This is a genomic window from Agrobacterium sp. CFBP 3001, assembly GCF_027871605.1.
Classification (GTDB): domain Bacteria; phylum Pseudomonadota; class Alphaproteobacteria; order Rhizobiales; family Rhizobiaceae; genus Agrobacterium; species Agrobacterium leguminum.
The window spans coordinates 247,934-265,166 of record NZ_JAQAHD010000005.1 but is presented as its reverse complement, the minus strand read 5'-3'; the positions used below and the strand labels follow the sequence as shown (position 1 = coordinate 265,166).

Below are 17,233 nucleotides of genomic sequence, written 5' to 3'. Positions count from 1 at the left end.
TGAGGGTTCCGCCAAAACCACCTCAGTTACCAAGCGGCAGCACGAAGGGCACGTTACCATCCGTATCCGCGCCCCTGCCGATTTTTTTGATCGCCGCCACCAGCCGGCCATCGCGCCCGAGCAGACGGTCGCCGATGGCGATGATGCGGGCATTGGGCGTGGCATAGGGCGAGACGGCGCGCAGGCGCAGCGCAAGTTCGATCTCATCCTGGTCCGGATAAAGGCTGAGCGCGGCGATGACGGCGGCGGCGGGTGAGCGGGAAACGCCCATCCAGCAATGGATGAGCAGTGGTGCTGACTGGTCCCATTGCCGGGCGAAATCGATCAGCTTCAGCACATGTGCATCGTCAGGCGCGATGAGATCGGCGGTGCCCTTGAATGCGATGTCGTTCATGGCAAGCGTCAGATGCCGGCCTGCGGCAATGACGGCGGGACGGTGAAAGGACTGCTCTTTGGCGATCAGCGTCACCATTTCGCGGGCCTTGTGTTTGACGGCCATCTCTGCGATCCGCGACAGCGGCGATACGACAATGGCGGTCATGTCGCACCCCCCGTCTTGACGGCACGCATCGCCTCGATGGCCTCGAAACGTTCGATGAACAGCTTTTGCGCTTCGGTTGAGGGCAGGGGCGTCATGTCGAACATGTCGCGGGTAATGCCGCGCGGCAGGCCGAAGAATTTCTGCGCCTCGGCGGTGGAAAAACCGGCAAGCTCCGTCGCCTCGAAAAAGGCGGCGACCGTATCGGCCTTCTTGATGCGGTCCTTCAATTCGCGCGATGCATGCGGCGGCAGGCCGAAACGCAGATGCACGGCGGCTTCCAGCCGTTTTTCCACGGTCTTGTAACCGCCGCCGACCACGGATTTGAACGGCGAGATCATGTCGCCGATGACATATTCCGGCGCATCGTGCAGAAGCGCCATCTGCATGTCGTCAGGCGTCGCACCTGTGCACATGCGGCAGAAGATGGTCTCGACGATGAGGCAATGCTGGGCGACGGAAAAGGCGTGGTCGCCGCGCGTCTGGCCGTTCCAGCGGGCCACGCGGGCAAGGCCGTGGGCGATATCGGCGATTTCCACATCGAGCGGCGAAGGATCGAGCAGATCGAGCCGCCGACCGGACAGCATGCGCTGCCAGGCGCGCGGGCTTTTTGCAGGCGCCACTCTCAGTCCTCCGCCCGCGCTGCTGGATCGGCCGCCGGGAAGGAAAGGCCGCTCCAGGCGGGCAGGGCCACGGTCACGGGAACAGTCTCCGCCAGAAGCGGCGTGCCGGATGCGAACGCATCGGCAATGCGGTCGATCCGAACGATGGCAAGCGCCCTGTTGCCGCAAACGGTTCCGAGCGTGCCGACCGGTTTTCCATCGGCGGTCATCTCCGTCCCACTGGTTGGAAGCGCGCCCTCGGCCGAAACGGTGACGACGCGGCGTCTTGCCGTACCGCGATGTTTCATGCGCGAGACGACTTCCTGGCCGACAAAGCAGCCCTTCTTGAAGGAAACGCCGTCATTCACATCCATCAGCACATCATGGGGAAAGGCATCCTGCAACGCATAGTCCCGGCCGGATTCGGCAATCCCATGCTCGACACGGAGCGCATCATAGGCCGCGATGTCGCCGGATGCGGATGCGCCCGGCATACGGTAAAGATCGATGCCGCCCTTGCCGAAACGACCATCCCGAATGCCTGCCGTCGGCGCAGTCTCGTTCCAGAAGACACTCACGCCTTCGACAGTCTCGGCTTTGAGATCGACCGGTGCACGCAGCTTGTACATGGTCAGGCGGCGCAGCAGCGCGTCTTGTTCGGCGACGCCCGTCTCGATCAGATAATCGCCGCCATCGCGCCAGATCAGGAAATCGAACAGGATCTTGCCCTGCGGCGTAAGAAGGGCTGCGGCCCGTGCTTCGCCTTCCGGCAGGTTTTCAACGTCTGCGGTGATGAGGTTGTTCAGAAATTCCTCGGCGCCGGTGCCGGAAACCCGGATCAGGCGGCGGTCGGCAAGAAGGGCGGAAGGCATGGCGTCACCGTTCGGTTCGTCGAGACTCTGTGATCTCCGGCAAAAGCCGATGCGCTTTGCCGGAATGCTCATTCCGCACAGTTAGGATTTTTGCCACAGAACGGCAAGCACCGCGATGCGATCAATCGCCGGCGGTGAAGAACTTCCACTTGCCATCGGGCGAAATGCCGACCCGGTAGAAGCTGTAATTGCCATATTCCTGCATGTCCGCCAGATCGCCCGCGGTGATGATGCGCAGAAGCTCCACCTTTTCCTGCGCAGTCAGCGTATTCAGCGGCTTTCCGGCGAAATAGGGGAAAACATAGGCTTCGTCAGGCGTGCCGGCATCGATATGGGCATAACCGGTAGACAGAAGGTCGATAATGATCGCCAGCACTTCCAGCCCGTCAGGATCGCCGGAATAGCTTTTCAGCGCCGCAATCGCGTCTTCGCCGTCGTTGCCGTCGATGCGGAATTCTTTCTGGCTGGCGGCGATGAAGGGCCGCAGCTTTTCGATATCGCCCGAGGCGGCGGCTTCGATGATCTGCTGGCGCAGCTTGCGCACGGGTTCCGGCGCCTTGGAAATGTCGTGCTCGATCACCACGGACATTTCCGGCGTGTTGTCGGGCTTGGAGGATTGCTGGTTCGCCTGATTGGCGGAACGGTCCACCAGAGGGTCGGGCAGGGGAATGCCTTCCGAATCGCCTTCGATCTCGTCCGGCTCTGCGGGCTGGGCCTGCTGCGGCTCACCGCCATTCTCAGCCTTCGGCTCGCTTTCGGTGTTCTGCGCCGGCTTCAGCTCGGAAAGGGCAAAGGCGCGGCCTGGCATGCCAATCGGCCCGGCGGTCAGGGCAAGCAGGATGGACAGCAGGGCGGAAGAGCGCAAAAGCCCCTTGCTCAGGCAAGACATGATAGACCCCGGCTTTACTGTATTACCCGCTGCGGCGAAAACTCGCCCTGAAGCATGCGCTGGCGCAGCGATTCCAGCATTGCTTCAGCGCCGGCCTCGCCATGGATACGGATGGTTTCGCGCATGGCCAGAGCGATGGCGGCATCGGCGATGATCTCCGGCTCGATGCCGTCGGCCATGCCGTCAGCCCATGCCTCGTTCTGGTGTTCCAGAGCGACCTGCATCTTTTCATGCACGATCATATCGTCGATTTCGTTACGGCTTGTCTGCATCTTTCATCCTCGACAGGGCGGGCAAGTCCTTACCACCCTGTTAACAACACTAGCAGCCTTTTATCAAAACGGCACGGCCTGCGGCGAAAAGAGGTTAATAATCCTCTAATTTCCGAACCGGGACGCGATTTCCTGCGCGAGTGTTGCCCCTTCGTTACGGTAGTTCTCTTCTGCCATGATGGCGGCGCGTGTGCAACTGGTGTGGATGGCCGCAAAGGAGCGGTATCCACGGTTGAACGCAGCCGTCATGCGCTGACGTCGTTCAGGTTCGTTGACCGTGTCCGCAGCCAGAAGATCGCTCATCGATCTGCGCCAGTCCTCCGGTCCGGAAGAAGGGCACAGGGTTCTGAGATATTGCACCGCGCCCAGTATCTCCGACAGCCGTGCGAGCTTGTCGTCATAAGGAGCGGGTTTGGGCGGCGCGGCTTCCGCCGGACGCACCTCGGAACCGGGTTTTGAAGGCTGCGCATAAGCGACGCCCTGCTGCCCGGCGGTGGCAAGCATTGTCAGAAAAAGAGACAGGAAGATGGTTGGCCGTATCAAAATTCTATTCTGCCCCACACATACTCGTGAACTATTGGCTCGTGAACTGTTGGCTCGCGACCATCCGGCGGGCGGATCGGCCCTAGATAATAGCGATTCTGGCTGGCTGGCAATCATGCAAGCAGGCGCTCGGCGCATTCGACGACGCTTTCCGGCGCCGGCAGAAGGCGGATTTCCGCCAATGTGTACCAGCCCGCATCCGCCGCATCGTCACCGACAGTCACGAGCGGATCGGCATCGGTTTCCACGGTAAAGACCGACAGGAAATAATGGCTCGTCAGCACCCCTTCGGCGTCGCGGGAGGGAAGATCGTATGTCGCGAAAAGCTGCGGCCTGCGCGCCACGATGCCGGTTTCCTCGTGCAATTCGCGCAGCGCCGTTTCGGCCGGGGTTTCGCCGTCTTCGCCGCGACCACCCGGAAAGGCGAACATGTCCTTCGAAGGCGGGTTGATGCGGCGCACGAGAAGCAGCCGGTCGCCGTTCCTGACGATGGCGGAGGAGGCGGGGCGGGGCTTGATACGGAGGGTCATGAATGGTTTCGCTTGTTTCGGCCGTTGCCGGCCTGTCTATAGTGGTACGTGGCTCGGAAAAATCGATTCCGGTTTCCGTGCCGATGCTTATAGTCCGGAACTGGCGCGATTGTGCATGTTAAAGACGGTGGAATGAAGGTCTATCTTATCTATGTCCTGGCGGCTCTTGCCGAAATTGCCGGCTGCTTTTCCTTCTGGGCCTGGCTGAAACTCGGCAAGACCGGGTGGATATTGCTGCCTGGCATGGTGGCGCTGGCCGTTTTCGCGTGGCTTCTGACGTTGGTTCCGACAGAGGCGGCGGGCAGGGCCTATGCCGCCTATGGCGGGATTTACATTGCTGCTTCGCTCTTCTGGCTCTGGGGCGTGGAAGGGCATGCGCCGGACTGGTGGGACATTGCCGGCGGCGCCATCTGCCTTGCCGGCACCGCCATCATCCTGTTCGGACCAAGGGGTTGAGGAGAAAAGCATGTGCGGACGTTTCGTGCTGAAGGCGACGCCGGAAGAGATCGCCGATTATCTCGATCTGATCGGCCTTGAGGATTTTCCCGCCCGTTTCAACATCGCGCCGACGCAGCCCATTCTGGTCGTGATGGAGGGGGAGCGGCAGGAGCGCGGCAGCAACCTGCCCAATCGCCGGGCCGTGCTGGTCCGCTGGGGTTTTATGCCGGGCTGGGTGAAGGATTCGAAGGATTTTCCGCTGCTCATCAATGCGCGGTCGGAAACCGCCATCGGCAAGGCCTCCTTCCGCGCCGCCATGCGCCATCGCCGCGTCCTCGTTCCGGCAACCGGCTTTTACGAATGGCGACGCCCGCCGAAGGAGGAGGGCGGCAAACCGCAGCCCTATTTCATCCGCCCGAAAAGCGGCGGCATCGTCGCCTTCGCCGGTCTCATGGAAACCTGGTCTTCCGCCGATGGCTCGGAGGTCGATACCGGCGCGATCCTCACCACCGCCGCCAATGCCGCGATCGGCCGTATTCACGACCGCATGCCTGTTGTCATCGCGCCCGAGGATTTCAGCCGCTGGCTGGATTGCAAGGCCCAGGAGCCGCGCGAGGTCGCCGATCTGATGCGGCCGGTTCAGGATGATTTTTTCGAGATGATCCCGGTATCGGACAAGGTCAACAAGGTCGCCAATGTCGGCGCGGATCTCATCGAGCCGGTGCCGGAAAGCGCGCCGCTGGCGAAGATCAAGCCGGCAAAGGACGAAGGGCAGATGTCATTGTTTTGAAGAATGGTCTGCGCATTTGCGCATAATCGTTTGAGCTGGAAGTCGCCGCATATTTCTTCTCCCCGCCGGGGAGAAGATGGCCCGAAGGGTCAGATGAGGGGGCTACGGAACAGAGATGCGGAGAGCTTGCCCCCTCATCCCGCTGCCGCGACCTTCTCCCCGGCGGGGAGAAGAAACAAGCGGCACGCGCTCGATCCCACGCAAGACTATCTTGTTCAGAAAACTCAGCCGTTCCGCCCGATCTTCTGCAGGCCTTCCTGGATCATGATGTCGGAATAAACGCGGTTGCGGCCATTCGCCTTGGCGAGATAGAGCAGCTGGTCCGCCGCATTCAGCTGGTTGTCGAAGGGCTCGCCCTTTTCGATCTCCACGACGCCGAGCGAAATCGTCAGGGCGAGGCTGCTACCGCTCAGCTGCCGGCCGTTCTTTTCCACCTGTCCGCGCAGCTCCTCGCAGAACTGATAGGCGGCGTGCGCATCCAGCCCGCGCAGGAACACGGCAAACTCCTCGCCGCCCAGGCGGGCGGGAATGTGGCGTTGCTCGTCACACATGTCATGCAGCAGTTCGGCCAGCTTTTTCAGCGCCCTGTCGCCGGCATCGTGGCCCAGCGTGTCGTTGATCTTCTTGAAATGGTCGATGTCGAGAATGGCAATGGCGCCGCTCTCGTCATTGCCGTTGATGACATCCATCAGCGCCCGCGTGCGCTCGAAGAAGGAGCGGCGGTTCGGCAGGCCGGTAAGGTGGTCGCGTTCGGCCAGTTCGCGCAGGCGTTTGAGCTGCTTCAACGTCTCGATATTGTTATCGATGCGGCACTGCAATTCTTCCGGCACGAAGGGGCGGTAGACGAAATCCGAGGCGCCAGCCTTCAGGAAGCTTGCCGAAAGCAACCGGTCTGTGGAGGACGATATCCCGATCACCCGCAAATCTTCGGATGAGCGGCTGTCGCAGATGCGGCGCGTCAACTCATAACCGTCCATGTCAGGCATATGATAATCGGTGATGACGAGCTGGATCGTCGGGTTCTGCGACAGGATTTCCAGCGCCTGCTTGCCGGAGTGGGCCTCGCTGACCCTGAAATTTTGCCGCTCCAGAATTTCCACGAGGCCGGACCGTGCCGCGCGCACATCATCGACCACAAGAACGGAGAATAGCTTGTTGTTCAAAATCCGCTGGACGGTTCTGACGACTGCATCGACGGTGCGATGACCGTCCTTGACGATGTAATCGATGATCTTCTTTTCGGCGTAGCGCTTGCGCGCCTCCTCATCCACCGTGGCGGTGAAAACGATGGCCGGCACCTTGCGCTCGGATAGAAGTGCGAGAATTTCGCCCTTCGGCGCATCGGGCAGGTTAAGGCCCGTCAGCGCCAGCGTGAAATTATGGGCCTGCATGAGGGTATCGGCTGCGGCCATGCTGTCGCAATGGACGACCTCGGCTTCCGTTTCTTCCGAAAGCCGCGTCTTCAGCAGCATGGAAAGAGCAACGGAATCTTCAATCAGAAGGATTTTATCCTGCATGGCCGTCCCAAGCCCCCCTGGCCTGTCTTCACAATCTTTCCTCAACGCCGAATATTCGTCATCCGCGTGTCTGCGGATTCGAAAGCCGGCTTATGCATTGTTGTGGAAAAAAATGCGGAATAGAAAAGTTCTTTTGTATTCACTAATCTATACGTCGGTGTTCGTATAGCCTTCTTGTGGAAGGCGAGATTTTTACTACACTTTCGTTGCAGCTTCGTTACAGAAGGCTGCCGATTTTATGAAAGACTGACGCTCTGCAGTTTAGCGGCAGTGCTTGAAACAAAAACGGCGCCCGGAAAAGGCGCCGCGTGATTGTCGATTTTCCGTTGGGAACGTTCCGTTTTCCAGACAGTCCGCAAAATTCGAAAAATCAAAAAACCGAATATTTTCAGGCGGTTTTGGCGGCAGGCTTGCGCTTCAGCATCAGGGCTGCGGCCGCAACGGCCTTCAGTCCGAGCGGGCGGTAGTGGCTGTTGAGGTCGGGCTTCGCCTGCGGCTGCGCCTTCGTCTCGTTCGTCATTTCTCTCTCTCCACAATTCACGCCAATCGCCGTTGCGATGCGTGTGAGCCACTTCTTTCGCGGCTAATCTTGACGGATTCGAGGCGAAGAAAAACGAAACCGGCTTTTCAGGCTGCGACATTTTGCGTCACATCCTGCGCCGGCTTGTGCGAGAAAAAATAAACCTGCGGTTTTAAATACCGCGATCGAGGCCGTTGCCGCCATTGGCGTCGTCATGCCCGTCTTCCTCGATGGTCAGCGTGCCGTAGCGGCGATGCCAGAGGCGAGCGCTGATGGGAATGAAAACGAGATAGGCGGCAACCGTCAGAACCAGTACTTCCCAGGTGAAGCTCATCAGCATCGCTACATAAAGCACGACGACGAGGATCATCGGCAGCACCAGATCGCGGCGAATGCGGCTGGTGCCGGATTTGCCCGACCAGACCGGCAGGCGGCTGATGAGGAGGTAACCGATCAGCACGGTATAGGCGGCGGCGACATAGGCGAAGGGCTTGTCCGGCTCGACGCCGAGGAAGCCGAGATAAACCGGCAGCAGCACCAGCATGGCGCCCATCGGGGCGGGAACGCCCACGAAGAACTCATTCTGCCAGGGCGCCTTCACCGGCCGCTCGATCATGACGTTGAAGCGCGCAAGACGCAGGCCGGCGGCGATGACGTAAATGAGGGCGGCGATCCAGCCGATGGAGCGTGCCTGATCGAGAAGGTAGGCATAGACCACCAGCGCAGGCGCGACGCCGAAATTGACGATATCGGCCAGCGAGTCCATCTGCTCGCCGAATTTGGACGTCGCTTTCATCATGCGGGCGATGCGCCCGTCTATGCCGTCGAGGAAGGCGGCCAGCAGCACCATGCCGACGGCCAGCTCGAACCGCCCCTCGATGGCGAGACGCACGCCGCTCAGCCCCGCACAGATGGCCAGAACGGTGATGAGATTGGGAACGACGAGGCGAAAGGGAATTTCCCTCAGCCGCGGTCCACGGCCGCTATCGCTGCGGCCCTCGGGTTTGCCGTTCTGTTGCGGCTCGGCGATCGGCGTTTCCATGCGCATGCCCTTCCTGTTTCCGTCAGCCGCGGCGGCTGACGACCGGACCCTTGGCGGAGCCGAATTCGGCGAGCACGGTTTCACCGGCAATCGCCGTCTGGCCGACCGATACACGCGGCTCGAAACCTGCGGGAAGGAAGATATCGAGGCGCGAACCGAAACGGATAAGACCGAAACGCTCACCGGCATCGACTGGTTCATTCGGCTTTACCCAGCAGACGATGCGGCGTGCAACCATGCCGGCGATCTGCACCACGCCGACCTTGCCGTGCGATGTCTCGATGACGAGGCCGTTGCGCTCATTGTCTTCGGAAGCCTTGTCGACTTCGGCATTGAGGAAGAGGCCGGGACGGTAGGCGACATTGACGATACGGCCGCGTACCGGCGAACGGTTCACATGGCAGTTGAACACGTTCATGAACACCGAGATGCGCACCAGCGGCTCCTTGCCGAGTTCCAGCTCCAGCGGCGGAACGACGCTCTGCACGGCGGAAACCTTGCCATCGGCCGGGCTGATGATGAGGTCGTCATCCTGCGGCGTGACGCGCTCGGGATCGCGGAAGAAATAGGCGCACCAGGCCGTCAGCACCAGACCGACCCAGAACAGCGGTTCGGCGATCCAGCCGAGCACCAGCGATGCGACGAAGAAGGCCGCCACAAAGACATAACCTTCCTTGTGGATCGGTACGATGGTGTTGCGAATGGTGTCGAACAGATTCATGAGATTCCTTGCTCCGGTTTCCGTCTGTCGCGTCTATATGGTCGCGATACGACACGATCCAAACGGCAATGCGACAAATTTTGCCTAGCTGGTTACAGCCAAAAAGGCCGCCCGGCAATGGTGGGGTGCGCCCGTTGGCCCTGTTACCCCGGGGTACAGCCATCAATGGGCGGGTTCCCCGCGGTCGATGACACCCAGATCGTCGGTTTCACGCACATGGCGCAGCATTTCCTCGGCGCGGATCGCCTCGCGCTGGCGGCTCCACATCGAGGCGTAGAGGCCGTTCTGCCCCATCAGCGAGCTGTGCGTGCCGCGTTCGGCGATCTGCCCGTCCTTCAATACGATGATCTCATCCGCGCCGATGACGGTGGAAAGGCGGTGGGCGATAACCAGCGTCGTGCGGTTCTTCGAGACGATGTCGAGCGCGCTCTGGATTTCCTGTTCCGTATGCGTATCGAGCGCCGAAGTCGCCTCGTCGAGAATGAGGATCGGCGGCGCCTTGAGGATCGTGCGGGCAATCGCCACGCGCTGTTTTTCCCCGCCGGAAAGCTTCAGGCCGCGTTCGCCGACCATGGTGGCGTAACCCTCCGGCAGCTTGCCGATGAAGGCGCTGATCTGCGCCGCATCCGCCGCAGCCCTCAGTTCCTCGTCGGTGGCCGAGGGGCGGCCATAACGGATGTTGTAGGCGAGCGTGTCATTGAAAAGCACCGTGTCCTGCGGCACCATGCCGATCACCGAGCGCAGGCTCTTCTGCGTCACTTCGCGAATATCCTGCCCGTCGACGGTGACGGAGCCTTCCTGAATATCGTAGAAGCGATAAAGCAGCCGCGAGATCGTCGATTTTCCCGCACCCGAAGGGCCGACGATGGCCACCGTCTTGCCGGCCGGCACGTCGAAGGAAACGCCCTTCAGGATCGGTCTTTCGGGGTCATAGGCGAAGTGCACGTCGCGGAAGGAGATCGCGCCCGGTCCGGCTGCGAGCGGCTTTGCATCTGGCCTGTCGGTGACTTCCGCCTCCACCTCCAGAAGATCGAACATCTGTTCGATGTCGGTCAGGCCCTGGCGGATTTCGCGATAAACGAAACCGATGAAGTTGAGCGGCACCGAAAGCTGCAGCAGCAACGCATTGACGAAGACGAAATCGCCGATGGTCTGTTCGCCGCGCTGAACGGCAAGCGCCGACATCACCATCATGACGGTGGAGCCGATGCCGAAGATCACACCCTGGCCGAAGTTCAGCCAGCCTAGCGAGGTCCAGATGGAGATCGCCGATTTTTCGTAACGCTCCATGGCGACGTCGAAACGCCGCGCCTCCATCTCCTCATTGCCGAAATATTTGACGGTTTCGAAATTCAGAAGCGAGTCGATCGCCTTGGTATTGGCGTCTGTGTCGCTGTCGTTCATGGCGCGGCGAATGCCGATACGCCAGTTGCTGGCCCGCACGGTGAACCAGATATAGGCCCAGACCGTGATGACCGTGACGAGCACATAGGAAAAACCGTAGGAGGCCCAGAAAATGATTGCCGTCAGCAGAAATTCGATAAAGGTCGGCGCGGTGTTGAGAATGGTGAAGCGGACAATGGTTTCGATGCCCTTGGTGCCACGCTCGATGACCCGCGACAGCCCGCCGGTCTTGCGCTCCAGATGGAACCGCAAAGAAAGCCGGTGCATATGCACGAAGGTCCTGTAGGCGAGCTGACGCACCGCATGCTGGCCGACGCTGGCGAAAAGCGAATCGCGCAGCTGGTTGAGCCCGACCTGTATCAGCCGCGTCAGATTATAGGCGATCACCAGCGCGACGGCGCCGAGCAGGAAGGCGGGAACAAGCCCGGCCATGTCCAGCCGGCCGTTCAGCGCATCGGTCGCCCATTTGAAGAAATAGGGAACGGAGATCAGCACCAGCTTGGCGACGATCAGGTACACGGTGGCCCAGATCACCCGCATCTTCAGGTCCCACCGCCCTTCCGGCCACATATAGGGCCAGAGATTGATCAGCGTCTGGGTGGGATTGCTGGAATCCGCCGAAATGGTTTTTTTCTTCGTGGCCATCATTCGCTCCGGTCACTGCCGGAAGCCGACAGCAGGGCGGCGGCTTTGGTCAAGCCGCCGCGCGTGTCACAGATAGGGTCGTTGCGGGTTCACCGCAACGTTTCAAATGCTCAGGAGCCGCTCTTCAGCCGCTTGCGGTGAAGTTCTTCCGCATTCGGCAGCGCCTCTTTCGGCACGCCGAAAATCTGGCCGGGCTCGATCAGATCGGGGTTTTTGATCTGATCTTCGTTGGCGAGGTAGATCGTGGTGTAACGCACGCCCTGACCATAAACGCGACGGGAAATCTGCCAAAGCGTATCGCCACGGCGGATGATGACGCTGTTCTGGCTCTCGGCCAGCGGCGCCTGCTCGAAGGTCTGCGGGCCGGCGGGCGCCTGTGGCGCGGGAGCGGCGGGTGCCGTGATGTGGAGTTCGGCAAGGCGGCTTGCCAGAGACGCAATACCCTTGCCGATTGCCGCCACATCGTTCGGCCATGCTTCAACCGATGTCAGCAACTGACGCGCTTTGGCGGTAATATCGCCCGCAAAAGCGGTGAAGGCGGGTTCGGTCGCGGCTGCGGTGCGGAATTCCGAAAGCGACTTGAGGCCGATGACGACGGCGGAGCGGCCGGCAATGGCCTGATCGAGCGCAGGCGTGGCCTGATCCTTGTAGAGGTTGGAAAGAATGCCGAAGGCCTTGGCGACATCGGCGCGCAGCTTTTCGAAAGTGGCGCGGTCGCTTGCCGTGCTCTGGTTTTCAGCCGGCGCCGCAGTCGTGGTTGCTGACGACGAAGCGGACGGCGTCTGCATGGCGACGGTTGCCTGGTCGGTCTGCGGCCGCTCGAAGGGAACGCGCACACGCACCTTCGCGGTGCCGTCGGCATTCAGTTCCTCGACGGTGATGATATGGCTGCCGACGCTAAGATCGACATCGCCTTCGACGACGAAATGGCCGGAGGCTTCCGTGGTGCTCTTGCCGATTTCCCTGTCATCGACCAGCGCACGCACCGTTGAACCGGCAGGTGCAGAGCCCGCGACGAAAATCTTCGATCCCTCGAACTCGACGGCAGTCACCTGGACGCTCGACGTCAGCGGGGCCGCGGCGGACGGAGCCGCAGTACCGGCGAGCGGTGCGGAGGCGGTGTTGGCGCTGGGCTCAGATGTCGCCGCAGGCTGCTGCGACGGCGCGGCTTGCGGCTGGAGCGCCGGCGGAGCCGCCTCCGGCATGGCCAGCACGCGGCTTGCCTTGCCGGGCTTGGAAACCATGGCCAGAAGCTCGCCCGTCTTGCCGTCAGGCACGGAAACCGTGGCCACTTCTTCGGATTGCGTCGCCTTACCGCTGGCATCGGTCGAACGCAGCACCAGCTCGTGATCGCCCGGGGGAAGCGGATTGTCGAAAACGGCGGCGAAATCGCCGGTGCCGTCGATGGTCGTCTGGGCGACCACCTTGCCGTTGCTCAAGATTTCGAGCTTCGCGCCGGGCTGTGCCTTGCCGGCAATCACGGCCGAACCGTCCGGCTCGACGCGCAGCACGTCGAAAGTCGGCGTGGCGGCAGACGATTGTGCCGCATCGGGCGGTGCTGCGGCCGGTTTTGCCGGTTCGGGCGCGCCATCGTCGGTGCCGGCGAAAACGCCTGCCAGACGACGCACCTGTGCTGCCGCCGCCGCCGCATTGTCGGGCAGGCCGCGCAGGAAGGCCGTGGTGCGCTCGGCCGCCGTGCGGGCGGTGGTGATGAGGCGCGACGTCGTTTCGTCCAGCGACTCTGGAATTTCGATATTCGTCAGTTCCTTGAGCGAGGTCTCGACCTTCTTGCGCGCCGCCGCGAAATCGGCGTCTGAGGGAACCTTGCTATCGGCGAAAAGCGTCGTCAGATCCTTGATCGACTGGGTGGCGGAAGCGGCCCGCCGCCCGACCTTGTCGGCGATATTGGCGGTTTCCTCGGCGGCGTCGGAGAGAATGTCGCCCGCCTTGTCTGCGCCCATTTCAACGCTGTTCTTCACGGCGTTGCCGGCCTCGTTGATGGCGTCGCCGATCGGTTTGCCGTCGTTTGAAATCCGCGGCAGGACGAAAAAGATCATGAGCAGGGACGCAACGCCCAGCACGATCAGCGCCAGCAAACCGGCCTTATTGTTTTTCATCCTGGAATCTCCGGGTATTTCAAGCTTTTCACACGAGTTGAGATTGCTAGCGTCTTACCTTGCGCCAGACAAGCGGCGAGTGGCCAAAAGGCCATATTTGCAAGGGATTTCCCAAATTTTCTTGACGTGCCGCATCGCACATAGTTCCTTCCCTTCATGACGGACAAAAATACAGCGATTCGATCCATCTGCGTTTATTGCGGCTCCCAGCCCGGACGTGATCCGGCCCATATGGAAGCGGGCCGCGCGCTTGGGAAATCCATTGCCGAAAACGGCATTCGCCTCGTCTACGGCGGCGGCACCAAGGGCATCATGGGCGCGGTTGCCAGCGGCGTTCTTTCCAATGGCGGCGAAGTGACCGGCATCATACCGGAATTTCTGGTCGATATGGAGGCGACGCGCCATTCTCTCGGACAATTGAACGAGCTTGTCATCACCAAGGACATGCATGAGCGCAAACATATGATGTTCGAGCGCTCCGATGCCTTCGTGACATTGCCGGGCGGTGTCGGCACGCTGGAAGAGATCGTCGAGATCATGACCTGGGCGCAGCTCGGCCGCCATGCCAAGCCGATAGTCTTCGCCAATATCAACGGTTTCTGGAACCCGATGCTGGAACTGGTGCAGCACATGCGCGATCAGGGTTTCATCCACCGCGCGCATCTTCTCAACCCGCTCGTCATCGACGAGGTGAAGGATATCGTGCCCGCCATCATCGACCGGGCGCTGGCGCAGCAGAAGCCGGAAGGCGACCCTTCGGTGATTTCCCGCCTCTAGGCCGGGGTGGCGAAAAGCGTAAGCGGTTTTCGCCTTAAATCCCGGTCTGTTCATCCTGATCGGCGCGACGATTGTTAACGGCCGCCTCACGGCTCGTTACAATTTTAAGTGTATATTAATACAGATTTAACGGCGGCCTCGCCCCGCCCGCTCTTTTCATGGCCCCGCGACCGATCCTGTGCCAGCGTCAATAAGGCGTTGGTGTCGCGAAATTCGTTTCGCCGCCATGAGAGTGGGTGTCATCGGGAAATGATTGCTTTTGTGGTGCGGCTCAAAAGCCGGGCGCATTTTATTATTCAGAGAAATTCCGCGCAGGGCAGGGAGGCGCTCCTCGGTTCCGCCGCCCGCCGCAGGGTCGACGCGCGCATGAGGCTCGGCATCCTGATCGCCGTCTTCGTCGCCATCTATGGCGTCGTCGCGGCGCGTCTCGTCCAATACGGTCTTGCCGAACCGGTGGCGACCGCATGGATCAATACCGGTGCCAACGCCGTCGCCTCCCGTCCGGATATTATCGATCGCAACGGCACGCTTCTGGCGACCGATCTCAACATGGTCTCGCTCTATGCGGATCCGCGCCGGATCGTCGATCCGGATGAGGTGGTGGAGAAACTCGCGACCGTCATTCCCAATCTCGACTGGCGTGAAACGCACCGCCGGTTGCGCTCGGATACCGGCTTTCAATGGCTGCGACGCCAGCTGACGCCCCGGCAGCAGGCGGATATTCTCAATCTCGGCATACCGGGCATCGGCTTCCGGCCGGAAAAGCGGAGGTTTTATCCGGGTGGCCCCACCGCTTCGCATATTATCGGCCACGTCAATGTCGACAATCAGGGGCTTGCCGGCATGGAGCGTTATCTCGACCAGCAGGGCCTGGCCGATCTGCGCGCCGTGGGTCTTGCCAGCGGCGCGCCGCTGGAGCCGGTGCGTCTCTCCATCGATCTCAGGGTACAGAACATCGTCCGCGAAGTGGTCGTGAAGGCGAAAAGCGCCTATCAGGCCGAAGCGGCAGGTTCAGTGATCCTCGATGTGGAGACGGGCGAGGTGCTGGCCATGGCCTCCGTGCCGGATTACGATCCGAACGAACCTTCCCGCACCCTTGCCGATGGCAGCATAGACAAGGAGTACGAAAAGGGATGGTTCAACCGGATGAGCAACGCCACCTTCGAAATGGGCTCCACCTTCAAGAGTTTTACGCTCGCCATGGGGCTGGATGCCGGGGCGATCACACTGGGTTCGGTGGTGGATGCGTCGCGGCCGATCCGCATGGGCGGCTTCACCATCAAGGATTTCAAGGGCCGGAACCGGCCGCTCTCCATTCCGGAAGTGTTTCAATATTCATCGAATATCGGCACGGCGGCGGTGGCCGACAAGGTTGGCGTCGAAGGCCATCAGCAGTTCCTGACGAAGCTCGGGCTTCTCACCCGGATGGACACGGAAATGCCGGGCGTTGCGACGCCCACCCAGCCGAGAAACTGGAAGAAGATCAATTCCGTCACCATCTCCTTCGGCCACGGCGTCGCCACCACCCCGTTGCAGACGGCGGTGGCCGCTGCCGCGCTGATCAATGGCGGCAACCTGATTTCGCCGACCTTCCTGCCGCGTTCGAAAGAGGCTGCCGCATCGCTCGCGCGCACCGTCATCAACGACAGGACGAGCGCCGATATGCGTTACCTGTTCAACTGGAACGGCATCAAGGGTTCCGGCCGTGGCGCGCAGGTGGAAGGATTTCATGTGGGCGGCAAGACCGGAACCGCCGACAAGGTGATCAATGGCCGTTACGCCAAGGATATCAATTTCAACGCCTTCGTGGCCGGTTTTCCCATGCACAAGCCGAAATATGTTGTGCTGACGATGATCGACGCCCCGAGAACCGGCGTGAACGGCGGGCGCACGGCGGCCTCCACCGCAGCCCCCATGACCCGCGAAATCATCGCCCAGACGGCAGGCCTTCTCGGCGTTAAACCGCGTTTCGGCTATGATGCCAACCCGCAATTGCTGGTGGATTATTGACGCCACTTCTCCCCATTCCCGTGATGAGCAAAGGAATGAGGGAAGCAGCCCGGATTACCGCTTGAGCCGCAGCAGGCTGGAGCCGGTATAGATCGCCAGCGCCACCCAGATCATCGCAAAGGCGGCCATGCGCACCATGTCGAACGGCTCCTTGAAGACGAAGATGGCGATGAGGAAGATCATCGTCGGCGCGATATATTGCATGATGCCAATGGTCGACAGCCGCAGCAGTTTCGCGCCATTGCCATAGAGGATGAGCGGCACGGCCGTGATGAGCCCGCTTGTCGCCAGAAGCCAGGTATCGGCGGAATTGCCGCCCATGAAATGCGCCTGTCCGTTGAAGGCAAGCCAGATCATCACGAGCACGGCGGGGATGGATAAAAGCATGACTTCCAGCAGGAAGCCCTGCGTCGCGCCAATCGGCAAAGTCTTGCGGAAAAAGGCGTAAAAACCCCAGGACACGGTGAGCGCGATGGACACCCAGGGCAGGCTGCCCGCATGCCAGGTGAGGATGGCCACCGCCAGCGCCACGAGGCCGATGGCGGCGATCTGCGCCGGATAAAGCTTTTCCTTGAGGAGAACCGCACCGAGGAAAATACTGAACAGCGGATTGATGAAGTAGCCAAGTGCGGCATCGAGCGCGCGGCCTGCGCCGATCGCCCAGATATAGACGCCCCAGTTGATGCTGATGAGGATGGCCGTCAGGCTGGCCATTGCCAGCATCTTGGGGGTTCTGAGCGCGGTTCTGATTTCCGCCGTGCGCCCGAGCGCAATCAGCACAACCGCCGCAATCGGCACCGACCAGACGACGCGATGGACGATGACCTCGATCGGCGAAATATGCGCAACCGCCTTCATGTAAAAGGGAAGAAACCCCCAGAGCAGATAAGCGGAAAGCGCGAAAGCAAAACCGCGCGCGCTGTCGCCGCCCTCCTGGGCCGGGAGCGATTTGTCGACTGCCATGGGGAGTACCGCCAATTGTTCGGATAGCGTTTTATAACGGATC

At 61.0% G+C, this 17,233-nt stretch carries 18 protein-coding genes; 4 read left to right on the top strand and 14 right to left on the bottom strand.

Annotated features, from left to right (window positions below; genetic code table 11):
• Window positions 1-22: 22 nt before the first annotated feature.
• The 7 genes from PH605_RS09760 to PH605_RS09730 form a co-directional block, all read right to left on the bottom strand.
• Window positions 23-541, bottom strand: a complete 519-nt coding sequence (locus PH605_RS09760) for a tyrosine phosphatase family protein (RefSeq protein WP_142844796.1) — start codon at window positions 539-541, stop codon at window positions 23-25.
• Complete coding sequence (locus PH605_RS09755) at window positions 538-1,161, bottom strand: YfbR-like 5'-deoxynucleotidase (RefSeq protein ID WP_161987831.1); 624 nt, start codon at window positions 1,159-1,161, stop codon at window positions 538-540. The genes PH605_RS09760 and PH605_RS09755 overlap by 4 nt, the downstream gene beginning before the upstream one ends.
• Before the next feature lie 2 nt (window positions 1,162-1,163).
• The gene (gene ygfZ, locus PH605_RS09750; protein ID WP_142844797.1) at window positions 1,164-2,012 is read right to left on the bottom strand and encodes a CAF17-like 4Fe-4S cluster assembly/insertion protein YgfZ; all 849 of its coding nucleotides are present in this window, start codon (window positions 2,010-2,012) and stop codon (window positions 1,164-1,166) included.
• A 121-nt stretch (window positions 2,013-2,133) separates the two neighbouring features.
• Window positions 2,134-2,901, bottom strand: coding sequence for a hypothetical protein (locus tag PH605_RS09745; RefSeq protein ID WP_142844798.1), 768 nt, complete (start codon window positions 2,899-2,901; stop codon window positions 2,134-2,136).
• 14 nt (window positions 2,902-2,915) lie between these two features.
• Entirely contained in the window at window positions 2,916-3,173 is a 258-nt protein-coding gene (locus PH605_RS09740) for a hypothetical protein (RefSeq protein WP_003501987.1), read from the bottom strand.
• A gap of 105 nt (window positions 3,174-3,278) precedes the next feature.
• A complete protein-coding gene (locus PH605_RS09735) occupies window positions 3,279-3,716 on the bottom strand; it encodes a TIGR02301 family protein (RefSeq protein ID WP_142844799.1) in 438 nt (145 codons plus the stop codon).
• Window positions 3,717-3,829: 113 nt separating this feature from the next.
• Window positions 3,830-4,246, bottom strand: coding sequence for an NUDIX hydrolase (locus PH605_RS09730; RefSeq protein ID WP_003520673.1), 417 nt, complete (start codon window positions 4,244-4,246; stop codon window positions 3,830-3,832).
• 132 nt (window positions 4,247-4,378) lie between these two features.
• Here PH605_RS09730 and PH605_RS09725 point away from each other — a divergent pair, with 132 nt between their 5' ends.
• Together PH605_RS09725 and PH605_RS09720 are read left to right on the top strand one after the other, a co-directional pair.
• On the top strand, window positions 4,379-4,702 hold the full coding sequence (locus tag PH605_RS09725) for a YnfA family protein (protein WP_142844800.1): 324 nt from the start codon (window positions 4,379-4,381) through the stop codon (window positions 4,700-4,702).
• 10 nt (window positions 4,703-4,712) lie between these two features.
• Complete coding sequence (locus PH605_RS09720; protein ID WP_142844801.1) at window positions 4,713-5,474, top strand: SOS response-associated peptidase; 762 nt, start codon at window positions 4,713-4,715, stop codon at window positions 5,472-5,474.
• Window positions 5,475-5,698: 224 nt separating this feature from the next.
• Here PH605_RS09720 and PH605_RS09715 read toward each other — a convergent pair whose 3' ends face one another.
• The 6 genes from PH605_RS09715 to PH605_RS09690 all read right to left on the bottom strand — a co-directional run bounded on the left by PH605_RS09715 (window position 5,699) and on the right by PH605_RS09690 (window position 13,440).
• Complete coding sequence (locus PH605_RS09715; RefSeq protein ID WP_078054109.1) at window positions 5,699-6,991, bottom strand: GGDEF domain-containing response regulator; 1,293 nt, start codon at window positions 6,989-6,991, stop codon at window positions 5,699-5,701.
• 388 nt (window positions 6,992-7,379) lie between these two features.
• Window positions 7,380-7,511, bottom strand: a complete 132-nt coding sequence (locus PH605_RS09710) for a hypothetical protein (RefSeq protein ID WP_003496883.1) — start codon at window positions 7,509-7,511, stop codon at window positions 7,380-7,382.
• A gap of 172 nt (window positions 7,512-7,683) precedes the next feature.
• The gene (gene pssA, locus PH605_RS09705; protein WP_059753142.1) at window positions 7,684-8,553 is read right to left on the bottom strand and encodes a CDP-diacylglycerol--serine O-phosphatidyltransferase; all 870 of its coding nucleotides are present in this window, start codon (window positions 8,551-8,553) and stop codon (window positions 7,684-7,686) included.
• Between the two features lie 22 nt (window positions 8,554-8,575).
• Window positions 8,576-9,274 carry a phosphatidylserine decarboxylase gene (locus tag PH605_RS09700; protein ID WP_003520681.1) on the bottom strand — a complete coding sequence of 233 codons (699 nt, stop codon included), beginning with the start codon at window positions 9,272-9,274 and terminating at the stop codon, window positions 8,576-8,578.
• 162 nt (window positions 9,275-9,436) lie between these two features.
• Entirely contained in the window at window positions 9,437-11,323 is a 1,887-nt protein-coding gene (locus PH605_RS09695; protein ID WP_142844802.1) for an ABCB family ABC transporter ATP-binding protein/permease, read from the bottom strand.
• A 110-nt stretch (window positions 11,324-11,433) separates the two neighbouring features.
• The gene (locus PH605_RS09690; protein ID WP_142844803.1) at window positions 11,434-13,440 is read right to left on the bottom strand and encodes a LysM peptidoglycan-binding domain-containing protein; all 2,007 of its coding nucleotides are present in this window, start codon (window positions 13,438-13,440) and stop codon (window positions 11,434-11,436) included.
• Window positions 13,441-13,596: 156 nt separating this feature from the next.
• Between PH605_RS09690 and PH605_RS09685 the strand changes: the two genes are divergently transcribed.
• The gene (locus PH605_RS09685) at window positions 13,597-14,217 is read left to right on the top strand and encodes a TIGR00730 family Rossman fold protein (protein ID WP_142844804.1); all 621 of its coding nucleotides are present in this window, start codon (window positions 13,597-13,599) and stop codon (window positions 14,215-14,217) included.
• A gap of 249 nt (window positions 14,218-14,466) precedes the next feature.
• Complete coding sequence (locus PH605_RS09680; protein ID WP_142844805.1) at window positions 14,467-16,227, top strand: peptidoglycan D,D-transpeptidase FtsI family protein; 1,761 nt, start codon at window positions 14,467-14,469, stop codon at window positions 16,225-16,227.
• Between the two features lie 54 nt (window positions 16,228-16,281).
• Here PH605_RS09680 and rarD read toward each other — a convergent pair whose 3' ends face one another.
• The gene (rarD, locus tag PH605_RS09675; protein ID WP_142844806.1) at window positions 16,282-17,190 is read right to left on the bottom strand and encodes an EamA family transporter RarD; all 909 of its coding nucleotides are present in this window, start codon (window positions 17,188-17,190) and stop codon (window positions 16,282-16,284) included.
• Window positions 17,191-17,233: the final 43 nt, after the last annotated feature.